Genomic DNA, 22,504 nt, shown 5'->3' with positions numbered 1-22,504 from the left:
AACAATAAGTAATTATAATGATTGTTTATATTTTTGATATTCTAACTGCACAGATTCTTCTGGCTTCGAGCTTAATAAACTAAATACCACTATACAGATACTGCTCAAAGCAAATCCTGGAACCATAGCATAAACCTTAAACCAGCCACCTAAATGACCAAATAGTGGCCAAACTAAAACTGTCAATGAACCCACAAGGATTCCGGCAATAGCACCATTTTTATTCATCCTAGACCAAAATAATGAAAATATCACTACTGAACCAAATGAACTACCAAGACCAGCCCAAGCAAAACCTACTAAATTTAAAATACTCGTTTCAGGATTATATGACAAGATAATTGCGAATATTGCCACTAATAATACGATCAAACGACTTACATTTAGAAGCTCTCTATGAGATGCATTCTTTCTAAGAAATTTGGCATATACATCTACCGAAAAAGCACTAGATAATGATAGTAATTGTGCTGATGATGTACTCATTACTGCGGATAATACTGCAGCAAGTAAAACTCCTTCCATCCACGGATTAAAAAATACTGATGATAATTTCAAAAATACGGATTCTGGATTAGCTAAACTATCACTATAGTATGCAGCACCAAGTATACCTACACAAGCAGCCCCTATTAATGCTAATATCATCCATATCATACAAATCCACATAGCTTGTGATGTCTTGTTTGGGTCTTTTATTGCCATAAATCGCACAATAATATGAGGCTGACCAAAGTATCCTAACCCCCACGCAAGTAACGATACTATAGTGATCAAAGGAACTCCAGAAGTAACATCGAAGAAACCATCTACTTTTATATTTGATAACGCCGCTGAAATATCTGTACTTCCCAAATTGAAATAAACAACTGCTGGTACAATCAACAAAGCTAAAAGCATCAAAGTTCCTTGAAAGAAATCAATCCATGATATTGCTAAAAAACCACCCACACATGTATAAATAAATATAATTGTCGCTGTTAGAAGCAAAGCTTCATGATAAGAGATACCAAACATTGAACTAAACAATACTCCTCCAGAAACGAATCCTGCTCCTGTATATATTGTAAAGAAAATAACAACTACTACTGCTGTTAATGATCTTATTATACCCTTATCATCATGAAATCTATTTTCAAAATATGCTGGAATAGTTATCGAATCCTTAGCAATTTCCGTATAAATACGTAACCTTCTAGCGATAACACCCCAGTTAACAAAAGCTCCTAATGATAAACCTAACGGTAACCATATTTGATTAAACCCAGAAACCATGAATGCTCCTGGTAGAGCTAATAGTAACCAAGATCCCATATCAGAAGCACCAGCACCTAGGGCTGCTATTGGTGCACTTAAAGACCTACCTCCCAACATATAATCAGAAACTTTTTTTGTTTGAAAATATGAATATATCCCTATACCAAATATAATTAAGATATATATTATAAATGTAACCCAAAGTATGCTGTTTTGACTCATTACCTAATGACTATTTAAAAAAATACATTCTATAAACTTAACATTTTCAGATGCTATTTAAAAGTTTACAACAGAAGTTTAAATGAGAGAATCTCTTGACAAAGTATTTTAAAATACTAATTTAATAATATTTACCAGCAAGTTAAATAAAAGAAAATTACAATATTCAGATAATTATTAAGACATAAATTTTTCAACACCATCTTTAAAATCAAAGCTATGCTCCGCAGTAATATGTCTAACTGTCTTAGTTGTTGAACGCATAACTACACTATGAGTAACTGCATATGAGCCTCTGCGAGTACTATTAACCCTCTTAACGCCTCTAAGCATATTACCATCTGTAACACCTGTTGCCGCAAAAACGATATCTCCAGATGCTAAATCATCAATATCATATTTTTTATCAAGATCTGTTATACCTAACCTATGAGCTCTTTGAACCTCTTCATCACTATGAAATTCTAATCTAGCTTGCATTTGACCACCTAGACACTTAAGAGCTGCTGCAGAAAGGACTCCTTCAGGAGCTCCTCCAGTGCCTATAAAAACATCTATACCAGAGCCTTCTGTAGCTGTAGAGATAACTCCTGATACATCACCATCATCGATAAGAACAACTCTAGCACCGCATTCACGTGCTTCTTTGATAATATGTGCATGACGAGGTCTATCCATAGTACAAACAACTAGTGCCGACATATGCACACCCTTGAACTCAGCAACTCTTCTTAAATTTTCTGTGACAGAATCATCTAAGTCGACAATACCTTTAGGAGCGCCAATACCGCCAACTGCAATTTTTTGCATATATACATCAGGCGCATTTAAGAATCCACCCTTATCAGCTACTGCTAAGACAGTAAGAGCATTTGGACCACCTTTGGATGTTATAGTTGTGCCTTCTAGTGGATCTAGAGCTATATCAACTTCACAACCTCCAGAACCAACTTTCTCACCTATATACAACATCGGTGCTTCATCTAATTCACCTTCACCAATAACAACTGTACCATCGATTGCTACTTCATTTAGTGCTTTTCTCATTGCATCGACTGCTGCTTGGTCTGCAGCAATTTTATCACCCCTACCCATCTGGCTCCATGATGCTAGAGCCGCTAGCTCAGTAACTCTTACTGCTTCTAGTGCTACATTTCTATTCATTTGCTTTGGTCCTTTTTGTTTTATAGTTTATCTACAATTGGTATAAGAAATTTTTCTATTTCATCTTTTAACTGTATAAGCTTACCATGAAAAAAATGCCCAACCTCGTTCATTTTAACCAATGTCAACTCAGATTTAACTGTTTTAAGAGTAAAATCAAAAACAGAATTAGGGTTTACAGTATCATCATCTGCACCTTGGATGACTAACCATGGAAGATTCTTAGGCTCATCAAATTTAGTCAAATCAAATCTATCAACTGCTGGCGCTATAGTTATTAAACCCACAACATTATCTATCTTATTTAAACTCATATATGCTATGGCACCACCAAATGAAAAGCCACACAATATAATTTTTTTAAAATGGGTATTTTCCATAATCCAATCACAGACAGAAATTAGATCCTCTAACTCACCATCTCCCTCACCATACTCACCTTGACTATCTCCAACTCCTCTATAGTTAAATCTATATGACTCAATGTTAAGTGTTTTCATAGCTCTAGAGATAGTAGTTACAACCTTATTGTGCATACTACCTTGATATAGTGGATGAGGGTGACATACTACCGCCACGACTTCTTGGCTAGCACCTTTGACTTTATCATAGGCTACTTCCATCTGGCCAGCCTTACCTTGAATAAAAAAAGTGTTCATAATAACTACAACTATGACTTTCTTGAAAGATCACAATCCTCTAATTTTATCAGTTTCGTTTTTTTAATAAACTTATATGCAAAATATAGTATCACAAATGCAAAGAAACCTACATAAGTTGATAGAAACTCAATCATAACACTTGACCAACTTCTACCTTCCATTGTTAGCATAGTCACACCTTGTCCAACTATAACAACAGAAACCAAGATTAATGCAATAATAGGTGCCCAAGGAAAAAACTTAGCTACAAAAGGTAGGTCACTTAAACTCTTACCTTGCTTAATATATGCTCTTCTAAAGCGATAGTGACTCAAAGCGATTGTAAACCAAGCTATAAATCCAGCTAAGCTTGATACATTAACTAACCATGTAAAGATTTGTCCACTGCCAACAAATGATACAAAAAAGAATGAACTACCAATCAAAGCTGTAATTAAAAGAGCAATCATTGGCGTACCTTTTGAATTAGTAGTAGCAAAAAATTGTGGTGCTTGCTTAATCTTACCTAAATGCCACAAAACTCTAGTCGCACTATACATACTAGCATTACATGCAGATATTATCGCTGTAAGAATAATCACATTCATGATAGTAGCAGCAGAACCTAAACCAACATTTTCAAAAACTATTGTAAATGGACTAACCGAAATATCATCTCCAGCGCTAGACTGTATCAAATAAGGATTATTGTAAGGAATCAAAAAGCTTATTATTACTACAGCTAGTATATAAAATATGAATAAACGCCAAAATGTCTGTTTAATAGCCTTAGGAATAGATGTATTTGGATCTTTAGCTTCACCAGCTGTAACTCCAATAAGCTCACTACCTTGAAAAGAGAATCCAGCAATCATAAATACTGAGATGAATCCCCACCAACCATTATGGAATGGAGCATCTCCAATATGCCAGTTTTCAAAACCTACACTACCATGGTTTCCAACCATACCAAGAATCGATAAGAAACCAATTATAATAAATATAATAACAGTTGAAACTTTAATAAATGATAACCAATATTCAACTTCACCATATACTTTCACCGAGAATATATTCAAAGCAAATACAAGCACAAAGAAAAATGCACTCCATAATAATATCGAGCTTCCTGGAAACCAGTATTGCATAATTATCGCAGCTGCAATTACTTCTGTTGCTACAGTTATCGCCCAATTAAACCAATAACTCCAACCTGTACTGAAACCCAAAGCAGGATCGACATAACGAGTAGCATATTCACAAAATGTTCCACTAACGGGACTATGAGCAGCCATTTCACCAAGACTAGCCATTAAAAAATAAACCATTACAGCAATTATAATATACGCTAGAACTGTACCACCTGGTCCTGCATCGGCTATGGCTCCACCAAGTGCTACAAATAAGCCTGTACCTATACAGCCACCTAAGGCTATCATTGACATATGTCGAGTATGTAATCCACGTTTAAGCTTTTGTGACATCTACTATTTTTCTCCCCAAAGGCATTATTAAAAACTCAAAGAGCCAAAAGTAACAACTTGCTCTTCATAACTAAGATTGGTACCCAGAAAATTTAAGATTTTAAAAGCGATTGGAGTAGATAGAGTATTAGAGACCATTTTTTTGTCTCTAAATATTCCAAATCTTTGCCATAAAAATAAAACCTAAATCCATAATACTGCTCCAATCAATATCTTCAATTTTCAATTATGTATGTTTACAACATATAAATCAATGTTATTTTTCCCGATACATAACCGCATAAACAATCCATGTGCATATATAGACAAATATGCCACAGAACACCACATCACTAAAAAAATGCCCTCCTTGAGCTATTCTCATTAGTCCCAAACTTCCTCCAGCAAACATTGCAGCTGCAAATACTATGGCTTTTTTTCTACGTGTAGTTACTAATGGCATGAATGCAAACAACCAAAAGCCCATTGATGGATCACCACTAACAAAAGAGCAATTTTTATCGCATTGTGATGATATTACAAACGGTGGCTGAAAAACCTTATCACCATTGAATTCTTGCACCATAACAGGTCTAGGTCTACCCCAATGATCTTTAAACACATAGTTAACAACCAATCCAGGACCAATCCATAAGCATACTGCAATAAAAAAGATAGCCTTTCTATACTTAATCTTAAATTTATCTATAAATAGAGAACCTATTAAGAATAAAATTACTCCTATAGAGAAAAATATCGGAAAAAACCTTGCAAACCAATGTAAAAAGCCTAAAAAACCATCATATCCACCAATAAACTGATGCGTAGATGAATCATAAAAATAATTTGCTATCTGTATATCTAAATGAGGAAATATTAAAAAGAATATCCAAGCAAAGAAACAAACCACAAACCCCAATATAATATGAAATCTAGCCAAATCTTACCCCTTTAAAACGTTAAGCTTGATAATTTAGTAGTATAGTCTAACATTTTTAGAGTTTTTTTTGTTAGAATTGTGAATTGGTTTTTATCATTAATTTTTAAACATTTTACAAATCATGGCTGACAATAATATAAATAAAACAAATCATGCAGTAGGTAGACTAAAGATAACTCTTGTAGTTATATTAACTGCCATAATAATATATCTTTTCATAGCACTATTTAGCTTTAACATAAATGATCCTGGTTGGAGCAGTATATCTTCTGAAACTACAATCAAAAACTACGCTGGTCCTGTTGGAGCATATATATCTAGTTTTATACTAGCCATTTTTGGAATTATTGGCTTTGTTTTACCTTTTTTACTTATTGATTTTGTTAGAATCCTGCTTCTAAAAAGGAAACAAGAAAGTCTAAGCTATTTAATGTTTACTGTTAAAACTGTTGGTATTATTACTTTTATACTTTCTTGCTGTGGATTATCTGAGCTTTACCTAAACTTTCTTAATTACTGGGTACCTCAGCGCTCTGGAGGAATATTAGGATATGAAACAGCAAAATTTATTATAAAATACTTAGGCACAGTAGGTGGCTCTTTCACACTACTGATAACGCTGTCTATCGGCTTAATACTATATTCAGGCACCACATGGATATATATTTTCAAAAATATAGTAATGTTTTTAGGTCGAGCTCTAAACTACTTGACAAAAGCTAGGCCTAAAGATGATAAAGATATTCCTGACATAAATGATTTTGATGCTTTTGAGGGACAAACAACTACAACAAAGAATCTTGAAAAAAACAATCCTCAAGAAGCCTCTATTAGCTTACGAAAAGATGAAAATCCTAAAAAGAACGATATCTTCCGCGATGTTTTAGAAAATACTAAAGTTGATAATGAACTATCATTTAAAGATCCTAAAAAAGAATTAAACACAGATATATATGAAGAAACCATATCAGAACTTGATATTGATATTGATTTTGATGACAATGAGAATAGCAATCTATTTGATTCAGAGTCGACTTCATCACAAATGACCAAAGAAGATTTAAGAGCGATCACCCGAACTCAACCTACAGCCAAACCTTTGAAAAAAGCGAATTTACCATCATTAGAGCTACTAACAGAACCTGAACCAAAACAAACTGTTATTTCTCAAGCACAACTCAATGAAACATCCTCTTTACTAGAACAAACACTAAATGACTTTAATATAAATGCTAAAGTTGTCGCTGCTTATCCTGGCCCTGTTATCACTAGATATGAAATAGATTTAGCAAGAGGTACAAAAGTTAGCAAACTTACAAATATCGCTCAGGACTTGGCTAGAGCCTTATCAACCACAGCTGTTAGAGTTGTAGAGGTAATCCCCGGTAAGCCTTATGTAGGTTTAGAATTACCAAACCCAACTAGACAAATGGTACGTATCAAGGAAGTACTTGCATCACCTGAATTTATGAAATCAAAAGCTCCTACTCTAATGGGAATAGGTGTTGATATATCTGGTAAGCCAACATTTGCTGAGCTTGCTAAAATGCCTCATTTACTAGTAGCTGGTACAACAGGCTCAGGTAAATCTGTTGGTGTGAATGCGATGATCCTCAGCATGTTATACAAGTGTAGTCCTGATGAGCTTAAATTTATTATGATCGATCCTAAGATGCTTGAGCTTTCTATCTATGATGGCATTCCTCATTTACTAACACCAGTTGTTACAGATATGACCGAAGCTGCTAACTCTTTGCGCTGGTGTGTAAAAGAAATGGAACGCCGTTATGCGCTAATGTCTGCTGCTGGAGTTAGAAATATAGCATTACTTAATGACAAAATTGAGCAGGCTGAAAAAGCTGGCAGACCGCTCAAAGATACAATGTTTATCAAAATGAATCCAGAGAGAGCTCACGAGGCTCCAACTCTTACAAAAATGCCATACATTGTCGTTGTTGCAGATGAGTTTGCCGATATGATTATGGTTGTCGGTAAGAAAGTTGAGGAGTTGATCGCAAGACTTGCACAAAAAGCTCGTGCTGCGGGGATTCATATCATTCTAGCAACTCAAAGACCTTCTGTTGATGTTGTGACAGGACTAATCAAAGCAAACATTCCAACAAGAATGTCATTCCAGGTATCTTCAAGGATTGACTCTAGAACAATCCTTGACCAGCAAGGTGCTGAGCAACTTCTTGGACAAGGTGATATGCTATATTTAAAGCCTGGCTTTGGAGCCCCTATGCGTATTCATGGCGCTTTTGTTGATGATAATGAAGTACATAGAGTAGTAGAATCATGGAAAGAGTATGGCGAGCCTGACTATGTACAAGATATTTTAGAAGCCTCTGAGGATGCTGATAATGGTAATGGTGGCTCTGATAGTAGTGGAGATAGTGAAGATCCTTTATACAACGAAGCTGTAGAAATTGTTATCAAAACACAAAAAGCGTCTATATCCGCTGTCCAACGCAAATTAAAGATAGGTTATAACCGCTCTGCAAGACTAATGGAAGAAATGGAAGAAAACGGTATTGTTTCTGAAATGAATCAAAATGGTATGCGCGAAGTTCTAATTAAAAGAGACTCTTAAATGAAAAAAATAGCTTTACTCCTAACTCTTATATTTAGCATCAACTATAGTTTTGCTAATGCAAGTGATGATCTTATAAACAAAATCAAAAACATTCACTCAATGACCGCAAGCTTTGATCAAAAACTCATTAATGGTGGAAGAGCTAGTGATAATATTAGCTCAAAAGGTTACATGAGTTTAAAAAAGCCTAAGTTCTTTAGGTGGATAACTACTTCTCCCAATAATCAAGAAATCATCTCAAATGGCACAAAGCTTTGGATATATGATGGAGACTTAGAACAAGTTATCATAAAGAAGGTATCTAACAATATCGCACAATTCCCTTATCTTATTTTGCTTTCTAAAAATACCGACAATATAAATAAACTATTTACTGTTAGAGAACTAGATAAAAACACATATCTACTAAAACCCAAAAATGATCAAATGATTGATAATATACAAATTAAATTCTCTGATAATGAAAATCTTGAATACCTAGCTATATCTACATCTTTGAATCAATTTACTAAAATCTCTTTCTCAGATGTGAAAACCGATATTAACATAGATAATAATAAATTTGATTTCAACATCCCTAAAGATACTGATGTAATTGATGAAACTAAAGATTGATAGGTTTATTTTATATACTTCTTAAATATCACTCCAAAAAAAAGATAATAGTAAATAGCCAGTAATACTGGTAAGGAGGTAATCCACACAAAAGATGCTACCTGAGTCAAACTATGCACTCTGATAACATCTAAAAATTTAAAAAATATTGTCGAATTTTGCACTCTAGCAAACACATAACTATAAATTGCAACACCAATAAAAAAAGTTATAACAAAAACAATCAGCAGCAATATTTTTATAAAAAAACTCTTATTTAACATTATTTCATATCCTAACTTTTAGTTAACCAACAGTCTCACAAATAACACTTTTAAAACCATAAAAGTCAGCATAAGCTTGATTATTATAAAGATCTTTATTAGGTGTAATATCATCAATAAAAACAGTTGGTGATATATAATCAACTATACACGGTAATGTTGGATCAGTAACTCTGGAATGTTGATATTGAGCTACTAAAACATCACGCTTCTGCTCGAAGTTGTAAAAAAACAAACTCATACTAAATATTAAATATAATTGTGCTACTAACAATAACACAAATATCGGACTTAGCTTCTTGAGAGCGGCATATAGTTTGATAACAAATGAACTACTATGACTATAAATTTGCATATAAGCAGCTATAAAAAATATCGCATAATAAATAAGTAATACTCTTTGATTTAGATCATATGATTTAGCTACAGGCACTAATACAAACAGTGATAATATAAGTGCTGCAGAATATACAATTACTGATAGTTTTTTGAAACTCTTATTAGTAAAAGCTAATATTAAAAAGATCACAATCATAATCAACAGTATAAATGTATATTGTGGCGTAAATATTAGCTCACTTATTAAACGAGTAACATTTTGCAATAATGATGACTGAACTCCTGATGATAAATGATCTAGCCTTGCATAGTTTCCAGGTGCTGTTATTAATACAATCCCTCCTATTCCACACGCTACAAAAAAAGCAACAATCGTATCATTTATAACTTTCTTTGTAAGCACCCTTTCAAAAAAGTATGCTAGACAAAGTAAAATACTAACACATACAAATATCTCATTATATAAACCAATAATTGACCCAATAAATAAGCCAAGTAATATACTGTTTTTATTTTTGACTATGGAGAAATAGTATAAAACAGTAAGTAATGTTAATCCCCAAAAGTACTGTATAGCTCCTGTTTTCCATAGGATATTTGCGATAAATCCTGTCTGGTAAAAGACAAAAACAAAGAAAAAACTATATATAACAAAATCTTTAGATAGTATTCTACCTCGATCATAAGTGACTATTTTGAACGTCAGCAGCATAAATATATAAAACGCTATCGAATTAATGACATTGACTATAAATAGCGATAGAGTTATATATGTCTTACTCATCAGGAAGTAGATTAAAGCCTGTGCAGAAACTCTGCCTGTCCACGTAAAATAATCAGCCTGAATAGAGTGAACCATAATTATTAACCCTTTTGCTAGGGTATCTGTATTTGCTCTACCAAAATCATCCGCCCTCATTGGTTGCAAATAATTTAAAATCAAAAAAAACGCAACTATAAAAACAGATATAGTAGTAATAACAAAATACTTCTTTTTCATAACTTACCAACAATCAAGGGATACACAAATACACTCTAAGTGTATTATATTTAATGTCTAATACAAAGCTGATTGTAAAAATAGAACTAAGTAAAGATATACTAATTTATTTTTTTTAAAGAACTAACCATCAAGAAAATCTGTTTTAGGTTTAGCTTCTCTTTTGTAGATATTTCTGTGCTTTAATATTTCTTTCTTCTGTGATTCAGATTTCTGCGGGTTAGCTTTATCGAATTCTTGCAAAAACTGATCTATCTCACTCACATAGGCTCTATCTTTTTTGTTATCAAACAAGTGAGCCAAACGCAATATAAGCTTCATCATACGACGACTTCTCCTAAAATACTAAATATAAATTATCTTGTAGCTTGTGTGTAATTATACTAAACTAAACATCAAAGTCATATATAAAACATTAAGCTTTTAAGTATTAGCAGATTATGTTGAGTCAAAAACCAAAGATAATTGGTATATTCTTAATGTTTTTAAGCATTACTATGCTTAGTCCATTATTAGTTGACTACATATATGCCGAAAAAAACTCTTACCCTTATATTTTAAGCTTTACTGTGACCTTTTCATGCGGCTTCTTCTTGTGGTTCATCTCTAGAAACACCCAAAAGAAACTTTCTAACAGAGATGGTTTTTTAATAGTAACATTAGTTTGGATGTTCGTGACCATATTTGGTGCCATTCCCTATATGTCCTTTCCGGGCTTAAACCTCTCATTCACTGATGCGGTATTTGAATCAGTCTCAGGCTTTACAACTACGGGGGGTACCGTAATTGAAGGACTAGACAAATTACCACACAGCATACTATTTTATCGTCAACAAACTGAATTTTTTGGTGGTATGGGGATTATCGTTTTATCAGTTGCCATCTTACCACTTTTAGGTGTAGGTGGTATGCAGCTCTATAAAGCTGAAATATCTGGACAATGGAAAGATGACAAAATTGCTCCAAAAATTTCAAGTACTGCCAAAGCTCTATGGCTAGTATATTTATTGCTAACATTCCTATGCTTTATTTCTTATTTATTGGTTGGTGTAGATCCTTTTAATGCTATATGCTATACATTCTCTACCGTATCTACTGGTGGTTTTGCACCATCTGATTCAAGTATGGCTGACAAGCCTTTTGGAATGATTCTAGTTTGTGGAATCTTTCTTTTCTTGGGAGCCACTAGCTTCAAAGCTCACTATATAGCTTTATCGAAATTTAAAATAAGCCACTATTTCAAAAATGTTGAATTCAAAGCATACTTTTACTTCGTATTTTTTGCTTCTTTCATAGTGTGTATAACTATGATTGCTCATACTGATGACTTGTCAAATGTCTTTAGTATAGTTACAAACAGTGTTTTTCAAGTCATCTCCATATCCTCAAGCGCTGGTTTTGTTTCCGATACAAACTACTATTTATGGCCTAGTTTCTTACCAATAATGCTAATGTTTATTGGAATAATTGGTGGTTGTGGTGGCTCGACTGCCGGTGGTTTGAAAATGATTCGCGCCATTCTTTTTAAAGAAAAGGCTATCCTAGAAGCCAAAAGAGTAATCCACCCTCAAGGAGTCTTCACTGTTAAACTTGGAGATATTCATATATCCGAACAAGCTTTAAATAGGGTTTCTGGGTTTATTTCTGTTTATATTATAATCTTTGCTGGTGGTTGGTTAGCACTGCTAGGTTGTGGCTTAGACGTAACTACAGCATTTTCTACTATTGCAACAACACTATCGAATGTCGGTCCAGGACTAGGAGAAATTGGTTCTAACTTCAAAAGCTTACCTAAGGAAGCTCTATGGATATGTGACTTCGCAATGATTGCAGGACGTCTTGAGATATTTACAATCCTAGTACTATTCATGCCAGATTTTTGGAGAAAATAAAAATACTTACAAACCTCCCGAAGCAGCTAAGTAAGATAGATTTCCTACCTTGTTATATTCTACACTATTAGCATAAACGACAATCTTATAGTCAATATTTGAGTCTTCACCTTTACACTCTAATTTCAGTAACTCATTACTACCTGATAAGTATGATACAAAAGAACTAGTTTTGGTAATCTCTTCTTTTTTACCTTCTTTATCCATAGTATAAGTAAACTTACAACCATAATTATCACCAATATATACATTAACCAAAAACTCAGTAGGTTTTTTATCAAGAGTGTTATAAATACCACTAGGAGTATTTTCAAACTTAAAACCGTATATATTATAAGCTGTCTGTTTTTTCTTTGAATGGCCATGCTTTATAATCGGAAGTACTTGCCCTTGATAGCCATCACCAGTAGTAGAACAACCACTCAAAAGAAATGATACGGATAGAAGTAATACTACCAAAAACTTTCTAGAAAAAAATATTTTTATCATACTGTCAGATAATCAGATTTGATAATTCATGAATAAAAGAATAAACCTAAAAGGCAAAAGAGGCAATAATTTACAGTGATTTTAAAAACTTATTCTTCAGTATCTACCTTTTCTTCTTGTTGCTGTTTTTTGTACTCGTAATAATCTTTCATAGTCAAGCCCTTTGCTCTAAACTCGGCTTTCTCAGCGATTTCATCAAGACGCTTTTTAGAATACTCAACGTGTTCAGGAGAGTAATCTTCAACTGGTTGACCTTGTAGATTAAATCTTTGCTTGAGTTCAAAAACAGCCTTATGATAACGCGTATCACCAACATAGCGACGCAACACATTTCTAAGAACCATTTTATCTACAGGAGCAAAGTGCTCATTTTGATAAATTATTTCAATTTCTTCACTTATACCAATTTTAAGTGGCTTCTTATTGATCGGATCGAAACATTTAGGAAAACGAAGACACAACCATTTGAACAGTTTTGCTTCTTCTTTTTGTCTTTCTTTCTCAACATCAACAGTTATCACAATTTCTTGAGCATCCTCTAATTGAGGATTCTGCAATTCATCTACTGTTTTATTATTTATTCTATGACCATACTGTGGAATACGGATAAAAGAAGTATCTCTTTCTTCAACTTTTTTAGCAGGAGCTTTTGGAATATTTTTACTTTTAGAAATATTCTTATCTCTAGCCTGCCTCATTCTAGAAGTCTTTTCTTCTATTTTAGATGACCCACCCAACAATGATTGTAACAATGAAAAATCGTTTAATTTATTTCTACCTTCAGACATTTCTTTATTTTATTAATAGTTATATAGGGTAAACCCTGTGTATACTTGGTTTATATCGTACTACAAAACTAATATATTTAGCAAGCAATAAAACATCTGTAATATTTTTTTTAACATCGATATGAATTAATATTGACAATTTTTATAAATTACATATAATAAATCTCATCTTTCGTGGCTATGTAGCTCAGTTGGTTAGAGCACAGCATTCATAATGCTGGGGTCACTGGTTCAAGTCCAGTCATAGCTACCACTTATTATCATGTTTTTTTTCAAATTAACATTAAATAACAAATCCAAATCAATTTTGTCCTTACTTTTATATAGCAAAAGTTTATTTTTTAATAAAAAACAGATTTAAAAGATAGCTAAATTAAAACTCACTACTCTCTTTAGGCAACCATAGATCAGCTAACTCAGATGAGGTTAGTTTTGTAGTAGTTTGAACTGTACTATCTACACCTCCTCCATCTATATCTATATCATCTGCTCCAGCCGCTGCTAATAGCTCCGCTATCTTATTTGAGTTAGCAGATAAATCTAGTGCAAATCCATCACTAGCATCTATCTCTAAGCCTTGATTAGTGTATTGACTAGAAAAATAATCATCTACTATCACTGAACCTAATGGATCAGTATCAAAACTAATTAACAAATCTTCTCCATCTCTACTTAAATTAATAGCATCATGATCCATATCTGTTAACTCTAATGTATCCATAGTTCCATCATTAGATGATACATTTAAGATATCGTTACCATCTCCTTGAGAATATCTATAGGTATCTGAGCCTTTCTAAATTATTTTTACAATATACCCGAGGATATTTATTAACCATTATTAAAATAATTATTATTTGATATTTCATTATTAATACAGATATAATTAACCGCAACTCATATAAAGATAACCATATAGAATGAAGCATTGTAGTATGTTAAAGAATCTAATTTTTGTTCTACTGCTTCTTTATTCTTGTAATGCTATTGCTTGGCAAATTGTTTACTACTGTCCCACACCTGAAGATTTTATAAATACGAATAATAAACTAGTAGCCAAAACAAGGTACCATCAATTTAAATATACTTGGCTAGCTGAAGATAAGACACCTTCTCAATTCCCTGAGTACCCTTTAACATTTAAAGGCGCTGATCTAGTTAACTGTAAAGGTGGTCTATGTGATATAAAATGTTACTATTACTCAAATATTGAAGGGCACTTAATTACTTCTACAATATCTTCAACTAAAAATATTAATATCTTTGAATATCCTAATCGTTATTTAAACAACTTTAGTTGCCAATATACAGAACATGTCGACTGCCCTTTTTTAGTAGATATTTAATGTATACTTACATATCTTTAACAGCAGATAACGCACTTATCATTTCTGAAGTTAGATTGTTGAAGCCTTTTGGTGAATTTGGAGTGAAGATTACATTTGATTTGCCAGATTTTGTCATATTCTCTAGAGTATCAAGGTATTGATACATCATTACTAAAGATGAAATATATTCAGAAGAAATATTTCCTCCAGTACCCTCTTTGACATCTTCTATAGATACACGCAGACCTCTTGCTATTGCCTTACGCTGCTCTGCTATACCTTCACCTAGCAGCTTCATTGACTCTTTTTGCCCTTCTGCTTCTTTGATTTTGATAAGTTTCTCAGCTTCTGCTTTTGCTTTTGTTGCTTCAAGCTGTCTTTGTGCAGCATTGATCTCGTTCATCGAACGTTTAACATTTTCCTCAGGATTAATATCAACAACTAATGACTTAATTATCGTATATCCATAAGTACTCATCTCTTCAGATAGCTCTTTCTTGATATCTAATGCTATTGCATCTTTATTTTCAAAAGATTCATCCAAACTCATACGTGGCAATGATGATCTAATCACATCAAAAACATATGACTCCATTTGAGCTCTAGCATTTGTCAACTTATAAAACGCATCTACAGCTTTCGACTCTTCAACTAGAAATTGTACCGATACTTTCATATGCACAAATACATTATCTCTTGTTTTAGTCTCTGCAACTATATCAAGTTGCTGAACTCTCAAACTAACTCTACCAGCTATTCTCTCGATAAAAGGTATTCTAAAGTTAAGTCCTGCTCGTTGGATCCTCACAAACTTACCAAATCTCTCTATTATATTTACAGATTGAGTCTCAACTATACTTATTGAGAAAGCCAATAAGAATATAGAAATTATTATCAAGAATATTAAAAAAAACACAAACATCTCCCTATATTACATAAATTACGACTGTGGAAAATCGACTATTATACTATAGTTATTTTCACTACCTTTTTGCCAAACAAGTAAATCATGTCCTGAGGCAACTTTGCCATCAGAACTTGTCCAAATAAACTTTAATATGACTAATTGATGATTTTCATCAAGATTTCTACAATACTCGTAGTTAAGTTTTAACTTACCCATATCTCTTTTACCAGTTTTATTTGCAGCAAATCCATCAACGTAATGCTTTAACACAGCATCTTTATTTGTATAAGGTTTACCTCCGCTCATATACATAAAAGCATCACTATAAAAGGAAACTACTTTTTCAAGATCTGCAGAATCCCAAGCTTGTTCCATTTGTCTAGCTTTAGCTCTTATTGAATCAAAGCTTTTATCACTACAATCCATAGCTGTTGCACTCAAAGCAATCAACATTGCGGATATTATCATCAATATTTTTTTCATATATACTCCTAGTCTAAAAGTGATAATACTGTCACATCTTTTGTTAAAATCTTAGGGTGTTCTTCAAACGGTCGAAAACACTCAAAATGCAATACAATTTTATGAGGCACTTTTCTAAATTTCTTAGTAAGTTTAAGTTTAAAATTATCCATACCGCCCCATTTTGAATTTTCAATATCAACACTCTCATGAGTATAACCAGTATCATCTACATAATCATAATCAGGTGGGATAAGAAACCATCTGTATCCATCTATTGAGTCAACAGGCAACTCGATATTAAAAGTATATTGTTTACTATCTAAAACAATAGATTTTGTGTATATCTTATCTATCTCAGCCTGAGTCATCTCTGCCAACCCCAAATATGGAAAAAACAATAAAAGCACTAATATTCGATACATTCTCAAAGTATAAAATCACTACTCATATAAGATAATTATATACATAAAAGCTAACCAAATGCATAACTTTGTATCAATCAGTATATATGCCATATCCTAATGACTTAGATTTTGTAGATATCTATATTTCTAGGTATTTTGGGTATATAATTAGTGCTGTTATAAATCATAATAGTTTTAAATAAAATGGCTTTGGAAAAATTTGAACTTGAATTAGTTTCTTTTAAAGATATCACTAATAATGTTAGACACTTTGCATTCAAAAGAACTGATGGCAAACCTCTTAACTTTATCGCAGGACAATTTATTACCTTTTTACTTACTGATGAAGAAGGCAATCTTAAGCGTAGAAGTTACAGCTTAGGCTCTCTACCTGTTGACAATATGCTTTTAGAAATAGGTATCACTTATGTAAAAGGTGGTGTTGCAACTGATACGTTCTTCAACATGAAAGTTGGTGATACAGCACCAGCTATGGGGCCTGCTGGTAGACTTGTCCTAAAGGATGAGCAAATAAACAAGTTAGTTCTAGTTGGTACTGGTACTGGTATCGTCCCATACAAATCAATGTTCCCAGAACTACTAGAGAAAGCTGATAATACTGAAATTCATATTCTTCTAGGTGTTCAATATCGTAAAGATGCTCTTTATCAAGATGAATTTGTAGAATTTTCCAAAAAGCATCACAATATTCATTTTAAACTTTGCCTTAGTAGAGAAACACAAGATCTTAAAGATTATGAAATCTCTGGATATGTACAAAATCAATTTGATACTATAGGACTAAATCCGGAGACTGATGTTGTTTATGTTTGTGGTAATCCTAATATGATCGACCAATCTTATGAGATGTTAACAAATGCCGGTTTCAACCCTAAAAACGTACGTAGAGAGAAATACATTTCTTCTAATTAAGCTTGATACTGTGGATAATTTAAGCTACAATCTCTGAGCTATTCTAATAAGGGATATGGTGCTTAGATGAGATAGTCTAAGTGGCGATGTCAGATTATAAATATAAGGAAACTATAAAAATGAGACAAGAAATTCATCCTAAGTATACTGAAGTGACAGTAACTTGTAGTTGTGGAAACACTTTTGTTACTAAATCAACTATCGGTAAAAATGATTTAAATATTGATATTTGTTCAGAGTGTCACCCATTCTACACAGGTAAGCAAAGAATCGTTGATACAGCTGGTCGTGTTGATAAGTTCAAGAAGAGATTCGGCGGTATCAAGAAAGTATAATTATACTTTACTTGTATCAAAATATCTAAACCAGCTTCATGCTGGTTTTTTTATATCTAGTAATTTATAAATAATGAAGACAATCGTAGTTTAAGGCAACTAACAACATCCTTTTGATGATTGATAGTATCGACTAATATATTCATCTAAAGATATATTATCGCCTGCCACTAGTTCCTTTTCTGTAACTATCGATGTAGAAACTTGATTTTGTAATTTAGTCTCAACATCTGTAGATAGTTTATAGTTTCTAAACTCTTGAGATACTTTTTGAGACACTTCTAGCGCAAAGTTTTTATATCCTTGCTCTTGTGCAATTTTAACCATTTTAGCAGATGGAGTTTTATTAACATCTAAAACTTTTTGCTTCTCTAGTTTTACTGCTTCAACATACTCTGGCAGCATTTTACTTGCTACTCTCTCAATTTTATTGAATAGCTCTAGTGCATAATCTTTTAGTGAGATTTCACTAAAATCTCCAACTTTATTAAGCCTAAGATCCAGATTACGCCCTGCTATTGCTACAGCTGTTAAATTCTTCTTAGCTTGTTTAATTTGCTCTTTATCATACCTCACCTCACCTTCTTCTAAACATGTCATCAGCATTGCTTCAACAAAAAGAGCTGTATTTTTACTTATCCCAATAGGAGCAAAAGGATCGACATCTAGAACCCTAATTTCAATATACTCTACACCACGATTATATAAGGCACATGCTGGTCTTTCGCATCTTTTAGCAATTTGCTTAGGCCTAATCGCACTGTAGTATTCGTTTTCTATTTGTAAGATACTGTCATTAAGCTGTATTCTTTGACCGCTAGTGTCATACAGACCTAATTTTTTATAATCATTAAAAGTGTCATCTGTAGCATGTATTAAATCTTTAACATAAGATTTAACATCATTATAAGATATAGCCAAATCTTTTTGTGCTGGACTTGTATAGCCAAGGTCACTCATTCTCAAACTTGTAGCATATTTACCAACATAAAACTCTTCATCTAGATCCGATAAATAACTAGGCTTACTTTTAACCGAAGTTTTAGCACATATTGGACTAGAACCAAACAAGTATGGCAATAACCACATGAATTCAAAATAATTATTTAGAACATCAAAATAAACATCAGAGATTGAAATCTGCTTTTTATCAGCAATACTTTCTACTAATTTCTTATCAAAAGAAAAATTATAGTGTATTCCTGATATTATCTGCATAATCTTACCATATCTAACGGATAATCCCTTACGATAAACTCTTTTCATTTGCCCAGAGTTTGAGATGCCAAAATTAGCTTCTTGTATTTCACTTTCATTAGCTGATAATGGCATACTAGTATTAAGTATAATCTCATCATTAGCCATATTAACTAGAGTAAAAGCTGAAAGATCATATAGCTCACAAAAAGCACTTTCAATACTATCATGAGGCTTTGTTATTAACTCAAGGAGATTCTCTGAAAAATCTACTGTTATACTGCTATTAGTTAGTTTATGCCCGAGAGCATATGGATGGCTAGAGCTAGCAAGGGCTCCATTATGACTAATCCTTAGAGTTTCTCTTTCTATTCCTCTAAGATTATTTATTTTTTTAAAGTCGTACATTTTTATCCTAAATAAATTTGTTCTGATCACCTAATAAACTATTCAACTAACTTATCGCTTCAATTCTTTAAAAGACCCTAAGCCTCCTAGTATTATCATAATCACAGAATAAACAAACACACCAGCACAAACTATTAGAGCTATACCTTTGAGTCTATCAAACATTGATAAAGTAATCCAATAACTATCACTTAGATTAAATGATTTTAATACTAAAACCATACATATACTCGCAATTATTATTCTAAAAATTGTCATAAAATGTAAATAGCTTTTGATAAATAATCTAAGGCTAAAATCACAAAGAACCCACAGCTGGATAACCAAATTTAACAATGCCACAAATGAGCTTACCAATGCCAAATATAAAAAGGCATGAACATCGCTTGCAAACAAATTCACAATTAGCATATCAGCAGCTATAGTAATTATCAAACATATTAAACTAATATAAAAAACTATTGATGTTTTATTTTGTGTATAAAGTGCTGAGACAATCACTCTAACAAGCACAAAACAAAATAGTGATACAAGATATCCAAGCATAGCCAAATAGGTGAAATCAACATCCTTAAGACTAAATTTACCATAAAAAAACAGTGAGATAACTACTGGCTTAGCCAAAATAAATAAACCCAATACGGCAGGAACCGTAACTATCAAAGTAAATCTTATAATTAACCCTAATGTTTGAAAAAATTTTTGCTTATCCTTTTTACAACTAATTAAGTATGGAATCATAACAGTTGCAATTGCTGTGCCAAACACCCCATATAAAAACTGATTAACTCTATCAGCATAATACAACCAAGCTAAACTTCCAGATATCAAAAATGATGCAAAAAACGTTTCTACCAATCCATTTATCTGCAATATTGCTGTTCCGAAAAATGCTGAAGGAAGCTTTTTGAGAAAAGTCTTTGCTCGTACATCTTTGACTAGAACTATACCTTTATCAAGCTTAAATTTACCAATTAGCTTTATAAGACTATACCCACCAATAGCAACTTGAATTACTCCTGCTAACAAAACAGCATAAGCAACCGCAAATATAGGAACATTTAATTTAGGTGATATGATTATACCTATTATCATGACAATATTTAGTACTATCGGTAACATTGATGATATAAGATATTTACTATAACTATTCAAAACTGCTGATATTACACCCATAACACCATTAAACAGCAAGTATGGGATCATGATAATAAACATACTTCTAACTAAACTTAGAGTGTCACTATCATCGACTAAACCATATGCATATATCTCTACCCAAATATTACTAAATACTATTGCTACAACAGCTATAACCAACAACAATAATGCTATAGAATAAAGTATAGTTATAATAAATTTTTTATTTCTATCGTTAGCGTTACCATCAAGATACGGATTAAGTATTTGTGTCAAAACCCCAGATGAAGTGACTTTACGCATAAACTCAGGAAATCTAAAAGCTACCAAAAATGCTTGTAAGGCAGATCCACTACCAAAAAAACTAGCTAACAATAAATCTCTGACAAAACCTAAAAGTTTCGATAAAAATAAAAATATAGATACAATTAAACTATTTGAGAAGAATTTTTTCATTTCCTCAAATCACAAGCATATTCATTAAGATTGGCTTGATTCTACTTCTGTTTTTTCACTAACTTGCTGCTGTGTCTGAGAAGATTCTTGCGTTGGCTGCTCTTGTTTAACATTAGGATTCCATACTTCTAGACTCTCTTGTTCTTTAACCGCCAGCTCTTTTTCTTCTGGTGTAAGCTTTATTTTAGCTAACTCTTGTTCAGCTTTCTTTAGTCCTCGCTTATCAGAAAGATTTGGCATACAGTAAGGATTAAACTGACGCCAGAAATCAAACAATGGATTATCATACAACTTGATAGCTTCTGATAAATAAGCATACTTAGCAACCTTGTTATCAGTCAATTCCGCCATAATAACAAATGCTGGTGCATATGGTTGCGTTATAGCTTCACGCGCATATTTATATGCGCGTTGCTTATCATCTTTTGCAATAAGTGCTTGAGCCATTCCTGCATGCTTAAATGCATGTTTACCGTGATTAATATTCTTATGCTCATTATAATATCCTTCAGCCAAACCAGCTTCTACCTCAGCTGAATGATCTAAGTCATATGCCTTCTGATACCATTTGATAGCATACTCAGGATTCTGTGGAAGACCTCCCTTCCCATTCAAATACGCATCAGCGATAAAAGCCCTACCAAGAGACATACAGTAAGGATATTCTTGAATAAATTTTTGCTGATTATTAATCAAATAAGCCCCTCTAGCTTCTAAGCTGCCATTAGCTATAGCAAGCTTATACCACTTATAAGCCTTAGCTACATTCATACCAGGCACTTTATCATTTCTTACATATAGATTGCCTAGCTGATTCTGTGCAACATCATAACCTAGATCCGCTGATTTAGTTATATACTCAATACCTTTTGGCTGATCTACTTTAACACCTTCTGAACCGAAGAAATATAACTCACCAATTAAATATACTAGATATGAATAAGATCTAATACCTTCAGGATCAGTTGGAGCACCATTCTTTTCATAAAAATCAGAGGCCCACAATGCATAATCTAGAGCTTCTTTGTCACTCATATCAAGTTGAACATTCGCTTCAGCCAATAGTCCTGTAGCTCTAGCATCGGTTTTAAGATATGGCTTACAAGACTCTAAAACTTTTTCATACTCCTGATCAACACCATCTTTATAGCACTCTTGCATAGTTGCGTATGATGAACCAAAGAACATAACTGATAAAAAGGCGATTGCAAATCTAACTTTCATCCCTCTCTCCTACAGACGAGTAATATAAATACAAATAT

Annotated in this window: 22 protein-coding genes and 1 tRNA gene; 7 read left to right on the top strand and 16 right to left on the bottom strand. The window is 32.9% G+C overall.

The window, feature by feature from the left end:
• Window positions 1–12 precede the first annotated feature (12 nt).
• From putP to lpxF, 5 genes are all read right to left on the bottom strand, one after another.
• Window positions 13–1,479 carry a sodium/proline symporter PutP gene (gene putP / locus ACKTR7_RS04615; RefSeq protein ID WP_407877223.1) on the bottom strand — a complete coding sequence of 489 codons (1,467 nt, stop codon included), beginning with the start codon at window positions 1,477–1,479 and terminating at the stop codon, window positions 13–15.
• Window positions 1,480–1,656: 177 nt separating this feature from the next.
• Window positions 1,657–2,643, bottom strand: a complete 987-nt coding sequence (gene glpX / locus ACKTR7_RS04610) for a class II fructose-bisphosphatase (RefSeq protein ID WP_407877222.1) — start codon at window positions 2,641–2,643, stop codon at window positions 1,657–1,659.
• 20 nt (window positions 2,644–2,663) lie between these two features.
• Complete coding sequence (locus ACKTR7_RS04605) at window positions 2,664–3,302, bottom strand: alpha/beta hydrolase (RefSeq protein ID WP_407877221.1); 639 nt, start codon at window positions 3,300–3,302, stop codon at window positions 2,664–2,666.
• 11 nt (window positions 3,303–3,313) lie between these two features.
• The gene (locus tag ACKTR7_RS04600) at window positions 3,314–4,768 is read right to left on the bottom strand and encodes an amino acid permease (RefSeq protein ID WP_407877220.1); all 1,455 of its coding nucleotides are present in this window, start codon (window positions 4,766–4,768) and stop codon (window positions 3,314–3,316) included.
• 256 nt (window positions 4,769–5,024) lie between these two features.
• Complete coding sequence (lpxF, locus tag ACKTR7_RS04595) at window positions 5,025–5,687, bottom strand: lipid A 4'-phosphatase LpxF (protein WP_407877219.1); 663 nt, start codon at window positions 5,685–5,687, stop codon at window positions 5,025–5,027.
• Window positions 5,688–5,808: 121 nt separating this feature from the next.
• On the opposite strand from lpxF, the gene ACKTR7_RS04590 reads away from it, so the two are divergent.
• On the top strand, window positions 5,809–8,280 hold the full coding sequence (locus tag ACKTR7_RS04590; RefSeq protein ID WP_407877218.1) for a DNA translocase FtsK: 2,472 nt from the start codon (window positions 5,809–5,811) through the stop codon (window positions 8,278–8,280).
• Window positions 8,281–8,898: an outer membrane lipoprotein chaperone LolA gene (lolA, locus tag ACKTR7_RS04585; protein ID WP_407877217.1), complete on the top strand. Its 618-nt coding sequence runs from the start codon at window positions 8,281–8,283 to the stop codon at window positions 8,896–8,898.
• 285 nt (window positions 8,899–9,183) lie between these two features.
• Here lolA and ACKTR7_RS04580 read toward each other — a convergent pair whose 3' ends face one another.
• Both ACKTR7_RS04580 and ACKTR7_RS04575 read right to left on the bottom strand, forming a co-directional pair.
• Window positions 9,184–10,500, bottom strand: a complete 1,317-nt coding sequence (locus tag ACKTR7_RS04580; RefSeq protein ID WP_407877216.1) for a DUF6056 family protein — start codon at window positions 10,498–10,500, stop codon at window positions 9,184–9,186.
• 123 nt (window positions 10,501–10,623) lie between these two features.
• A complete protein-coding gene (locus ACKTR7_RS04575; protein ID WP_004286565.1) occupies window positions 10,624–10,824 on the bottom strand; it encodes a CBU_0585 family protein in 201 nt (66 codons plus the stop codon).
• 113 nt (window positions 10,825–10,937) lie between these two features.
• Between ACKTR7_RS04575 and ACKTR7_RS04570 the strand changes: the two genes are divergently transcribed.
• Window positions 10,938–12,392: a potassium transporter TrkG gene (locus ACKTR7_RS04570; protein WP_407877355.1), complete on the top strand. Its 1,455-nt coding sequence runs from the start codon at window positions 10,938–10,940 to the stop codon at window positions 12,390–12,392.
• Window positions 12,393–12,398: 6 nt separating this feature from the next.
• Here ACKTR7_RS04570 and ACKTR7_RS04565 read toward each other — a convergent pair whose 3' ends face one another.
• Together ACKTR7_RS04565 and ACKTR7_RS04560 are read right to left on the bottom strand one after the other, a co-directional pair.
• Window positions 12,399–12,881 carry an FTL_1709 family lipoprotein gene (locus tag ACKTR7_RS04565; protein WP_407877215.1) on the bottom strand — a complete coding sequence of 161 codons (483 nt, stop codon included), beginning with the start codon at window positions 12,879–12,881 and terminating at the stop codon, window positions 12,399–12,401.
• A gap of 89 nt (window positions 12,882–12,970) precedes the next feature.
• Window positions 12,971–13,669: a ProQ/FINO family protein gene (locus ACKTR7_RS04560; RefSeq protein WP_004286568.1), complete on the bottom strand. Its 699-nt coding sequence runs from the start codon at window positions 13,667–13,669 to the stop codon at window positions 12,971–12,973.
• A gap of 176 nt (window positions 13,670–13,845) precedes the next feature.
• Here ACKTR7_RS04560 and ACKTR7_RS04555 point away from each other — a divergent pair.
• Window positions 13,846–13,922 (top strand) — tRNA-Met (locus ACKTR7_RS04555).
• 120 nt (window positions 13,923–14,042) lie between these two features.
• On the opposite strand, the gene ACKTR7_RS04550 is transcribed toward ACKTR7_RS04555, so the two are convergent.
• Window positions 14,043–14,390, bottom strand: coding sequence for a hypothetical protein (locus ACKTR7_RS04550; RefSeq protein ID WP_407877214.1), 348 nt, complete (start codon window positions 14,388–14,390; stop codon window positions 14,043–14,045).
• 214 nt (window positions 14,391–14,604) lie between these two features.
• Between ACKTR7_RS04550 and ACKTR7_RS04545 the strand changes: the two genes are divergently transcribed.
• Window positions 14,605–15,015 (top strand): hypothetical protein, encoded by a 411-nt coding sequence (locus ACKTR7_RS04545; RefSeq protein ID WP_407877213.1) that lies wholly within the window; start codon window positions 14,605–14,607, stop codon window positions 15,013–15,015.
• Window positions 15,016–15,022: 7 nt separating this feature from the next.
• Here ACKTR7_RS04545 and ACKTR7_RS04540 read toward each other — a convergent pair whose 3' ends face one another.
• The 3 genes from ACKTR7_RS04540 to ACKTR7_RS04530 are packed head-to-tail and all read right to left on the bottom strand — an operon-like array spanning window position 15,023 to window position 16,791.
• Window positions 15,023–15,919 carry an SPFH domain-containing protein gene (locus ACKTR7_RS04540; RefSeq protein WP_407877212.1) on the bottom strand — a complete coding sequence of 299 codons (897 nt, stop codon included), beginning with the start codon at window positions 15,917–15,919 and terminating at the stop codon, window positions 15,023–15,025.
• Window positions 15,920–15,937: 18 nt separating this feature from the next.
• Complete coding sequence (locus tag ACKTR7_RS04535) at window positions 15,938–16,387, bottom strand: YybH family protein (protein ID WP_407877211.1); 450 nt, start codon at window positions 16,385–16,387, stop codon at window positions 15,938–15,940.
• Between the two features lie 8 nt (window positions 16,388–16,395).
• A complete protein-coding gene (locus ACKTR7_RS04530; RefSeq protein WP_407877210.1) occupies window positions 16,396–16,791 on the bottom strand; it encodes a hypothetical protein in 396 nt (131 codons plus the stop codon).
• 186 nt (window positions 16,792–16,977) lie between these two features.
• Here ACKTR7_RS04530 and ACKTR7_RS04525 point away from each other — a divergent pair, with 186 nt between their 5' ends.
• Both ACKTR7_RS04525 and rpmE read left to right on the top strand, forming a co-directional pair.
• The gene (locus tag ACKTR7_RS04525; RefSeq protein WP_407877209.1) at window positions 16,978–17,706 is read left to right on the top strand and encodes a ferredoxin--NADP reductase; all 729 of its coding nucleotides are present in this window, start codon (window positions 16,978–16,980) and stop codon (window positions 17,704–17,706) included.
• 119 nt (window positions 17,707–17,825) lie between these two features.
• Entirely contained in the window at window positions 17,826–18,041 is a 216-nt protein-coding gene (gene rpmE, locus ACKTR7_RS04520) for a 50S ribosomal protein L31 (protein WP_035722084.1), read from the top strand.
• 99 nt (window positions 18,042–18,140) lie between these two features.
• Here the strand turns inward: rpmE and gshA are convergent, their stop codons facing one another.
• Genes gshA through ACKTR7_RS04505 form a run of 3 tightly spaced genes read right to left on the bottom strand, consistent with a single transcriptional unit; the run spans window position 18,141 to window position 22,466 of the window.
• On the bottom strand, window positions 18,141–19,646 hold the full coding sequence (gene gshA / locus ACKTR7_RS04515) for a glutamate--cysteine ligase (protein WP_407877208.1): 1,506 nt from the start codon (window positions 19,644–19,646) through the stop codon (window positions 18,141–18,143).
• A 51-nt stretch (window positions 19,647–19,697) separates the two neighbouring features.
• Window positions 19,698–21,242, bottom strand: a complete 1,545-nt coding sequence (gene murJ / locus ACKTR7_RS04510) for a murein biosynthesis integral membrane protein MurJ (RefSeq protein ID WP_407877207.1) — start codon at window positions 21,240–21,242, stop codon at window positions 19,698–19,700.
• A 24-nt stretch (window positions 21,243–21,266) separates the two neighbouring features.
• Window positions 21,267–22,466, bottom strand: a complete 1,200-nt coding sequence (locus ACKTR7_RS04505; protein ID WP_407877206.1) for a tetratricopeptide repeat protein — start codon at window positions 22,464–22,466, stop codon at window positions 21,267–21,269.
• Window positions 22,467–22,504: the final 38 nt, after the last annotated feature.

The sequence above is a fragment of the Francisella sciaenopsi genome (assembly GCF_045862875.1).
Lineage (GTDB): Bacteria > Pseudomonadota > Gammaproteobacteria > Francisellales > Francisellaceae > Francisella > Francisella sciaenopsi.
The sequence above is the reverse complement of the archived record's forward strand: the minus strand, read 5'-3'. Positions and strand labels throughout refer to the sequence as shown.

Excerpts from the sequence above, each read along its gene's own strand:
- putP (WP_407877223.1), bottom strand. The coding sequence starts at position 1,479 with ATGAGTCAAAACAGCATACTTTGGGTTACATTTATAATATATATCTTA.
- glpX (WP_407877222.1), bottom strand. The coding sequence starts at position 2,643 with ATGAATAGAAATGTAGCACTAGAAGCAGTAAGAGTTACTGAGCTAGCG.
- ACKTR7_RS04605 (WP_407877221.1), bottom strand. The coding sequence starts at position 3,302 with ATGAACACTTTTTTTATTCAAGGTAAGGCTGGCCAGATGGAAGTAGCC.
- ACKTR7_RS04600 (WP_407877220.1), bottom strand. The coding sequence starts at position 4,768 with ATGTCACAAAAGCTTAAACGTGGATTACATACTCGACATATGTCAATG.
- ACKTR7_RS04590 (WP_407877218.1), top strand. The coding sequence starts at position 5,809 with ATGGCTGACAATAATATAAATAAAACAAATCATGCAGTAGGTAGACTA.
- lolA (WP_407877217.1), top strand. The coding sequence starts at position 8,281 with ATGAAAAAAATAGCTTTACTCCTAACTCTTATATTTAGCATCAACTAT.
- ACKTR7_RS04580 (WP_407877216.1), bottom strand. The coding sequence starts at position 10,500 with ATGAAAAAGAAGTATTTTGTTATTACTACTATATCTGTTTTTATAGTT.
- ACKTR7_RS04575 (WP_004286565.1), bottom strand. The coding sequence starts at position 10,824 with ATGATGAAGCTTATATTGCGTTTGGCTCACTTGTTTGATAACAAAAAA.
- ACKTR7_RS04565 (WP_407877215.1), bottom strand. The coding sequence starts at position 12,881 with ATGATAAAAATATTTTTTTCTAGAAAGTTTTTGGTAGTATTACTTCTA.
- ACKTR7_RS04560 (WP_004286568.1), bottom strand. The coding sequence starts at position 13,669 with ATGTCTGAAGGTAGAAATAAATTAAACGATTTTTCATTGTTACAATCA.
- ACKTR7_RS04550 (WP_407877214.1), bottom strand. The coding sequence starts at position 14,390 with ATGGATACATTAGAGTTAACAGATATGGATCATGATGCTATTAATTTA.
- ACKTR7_RS04545 (WP_407877213.1), top strand. The coding sequence starts at position 14,605 with ATGTTAAAGAATCTAATTTTTGTTCTACTGCTTCTTTATTCTTGTAAT.
- ACKTR7_RS04540 (WP_407877212.1), bottom strand. The coding sequence starts at position 15,919 with ATGTTTGTGTTTTTTTTAATATTCTTGATAATAATTTCTATATTCTTA.
- ACKTR7_RS04535 (WP_407877211.1), bottom strand. The coding sequence starts at position 16,387 with ATGAAAAAAATATTGATGATAATATCCGCAATGTTGATTGCTTTGAGT.
- ACKTR7_RS04530 (WP_407877210.1), bottom strand. The coding sequence starts at position 16,791 with ATGTATCGAATATTAGTGCTTTTATTGTTTTTTCCATATTTGGGGTTG.
- ACKTR7_RS04525 (WP_407877209.1), top strand. The coding sequence starts at position 16,978 with ATGGCTTTGGAAAAATTTGAACTTGAATTAGTTTCTTTTAAAGATATC.
- rpmE (WP_035722084.1), top strand. The coding sequence starts at position 17,826 with ATGAGACAAGAAATTCATCCTAAGTATACTGAAGTGACAGTAACTTGT.
- gshA (WP_407877208.1), bottom strand. The coding sequence starts at position 19,646 with ATGTACGACTTTAAAAAAATAAATAATCTTAGAGGAATAGAAAGAGAA.
- murJ (WP_407877207.1), bottom strand. The coding sequence starts at position 21,242 with ATGAAAAAATTCTTCTCAAATAGTTTAATTGTATCTATATTTTTATTT.
- ACKTR7_RS04505 (WP_407877206.1), bottom strand. The coding sequence starts at position 22,466 with ATGAAAGTTAGATTTGCAATCGCCTTTTTATCAGTTATGTTCTTTGGT.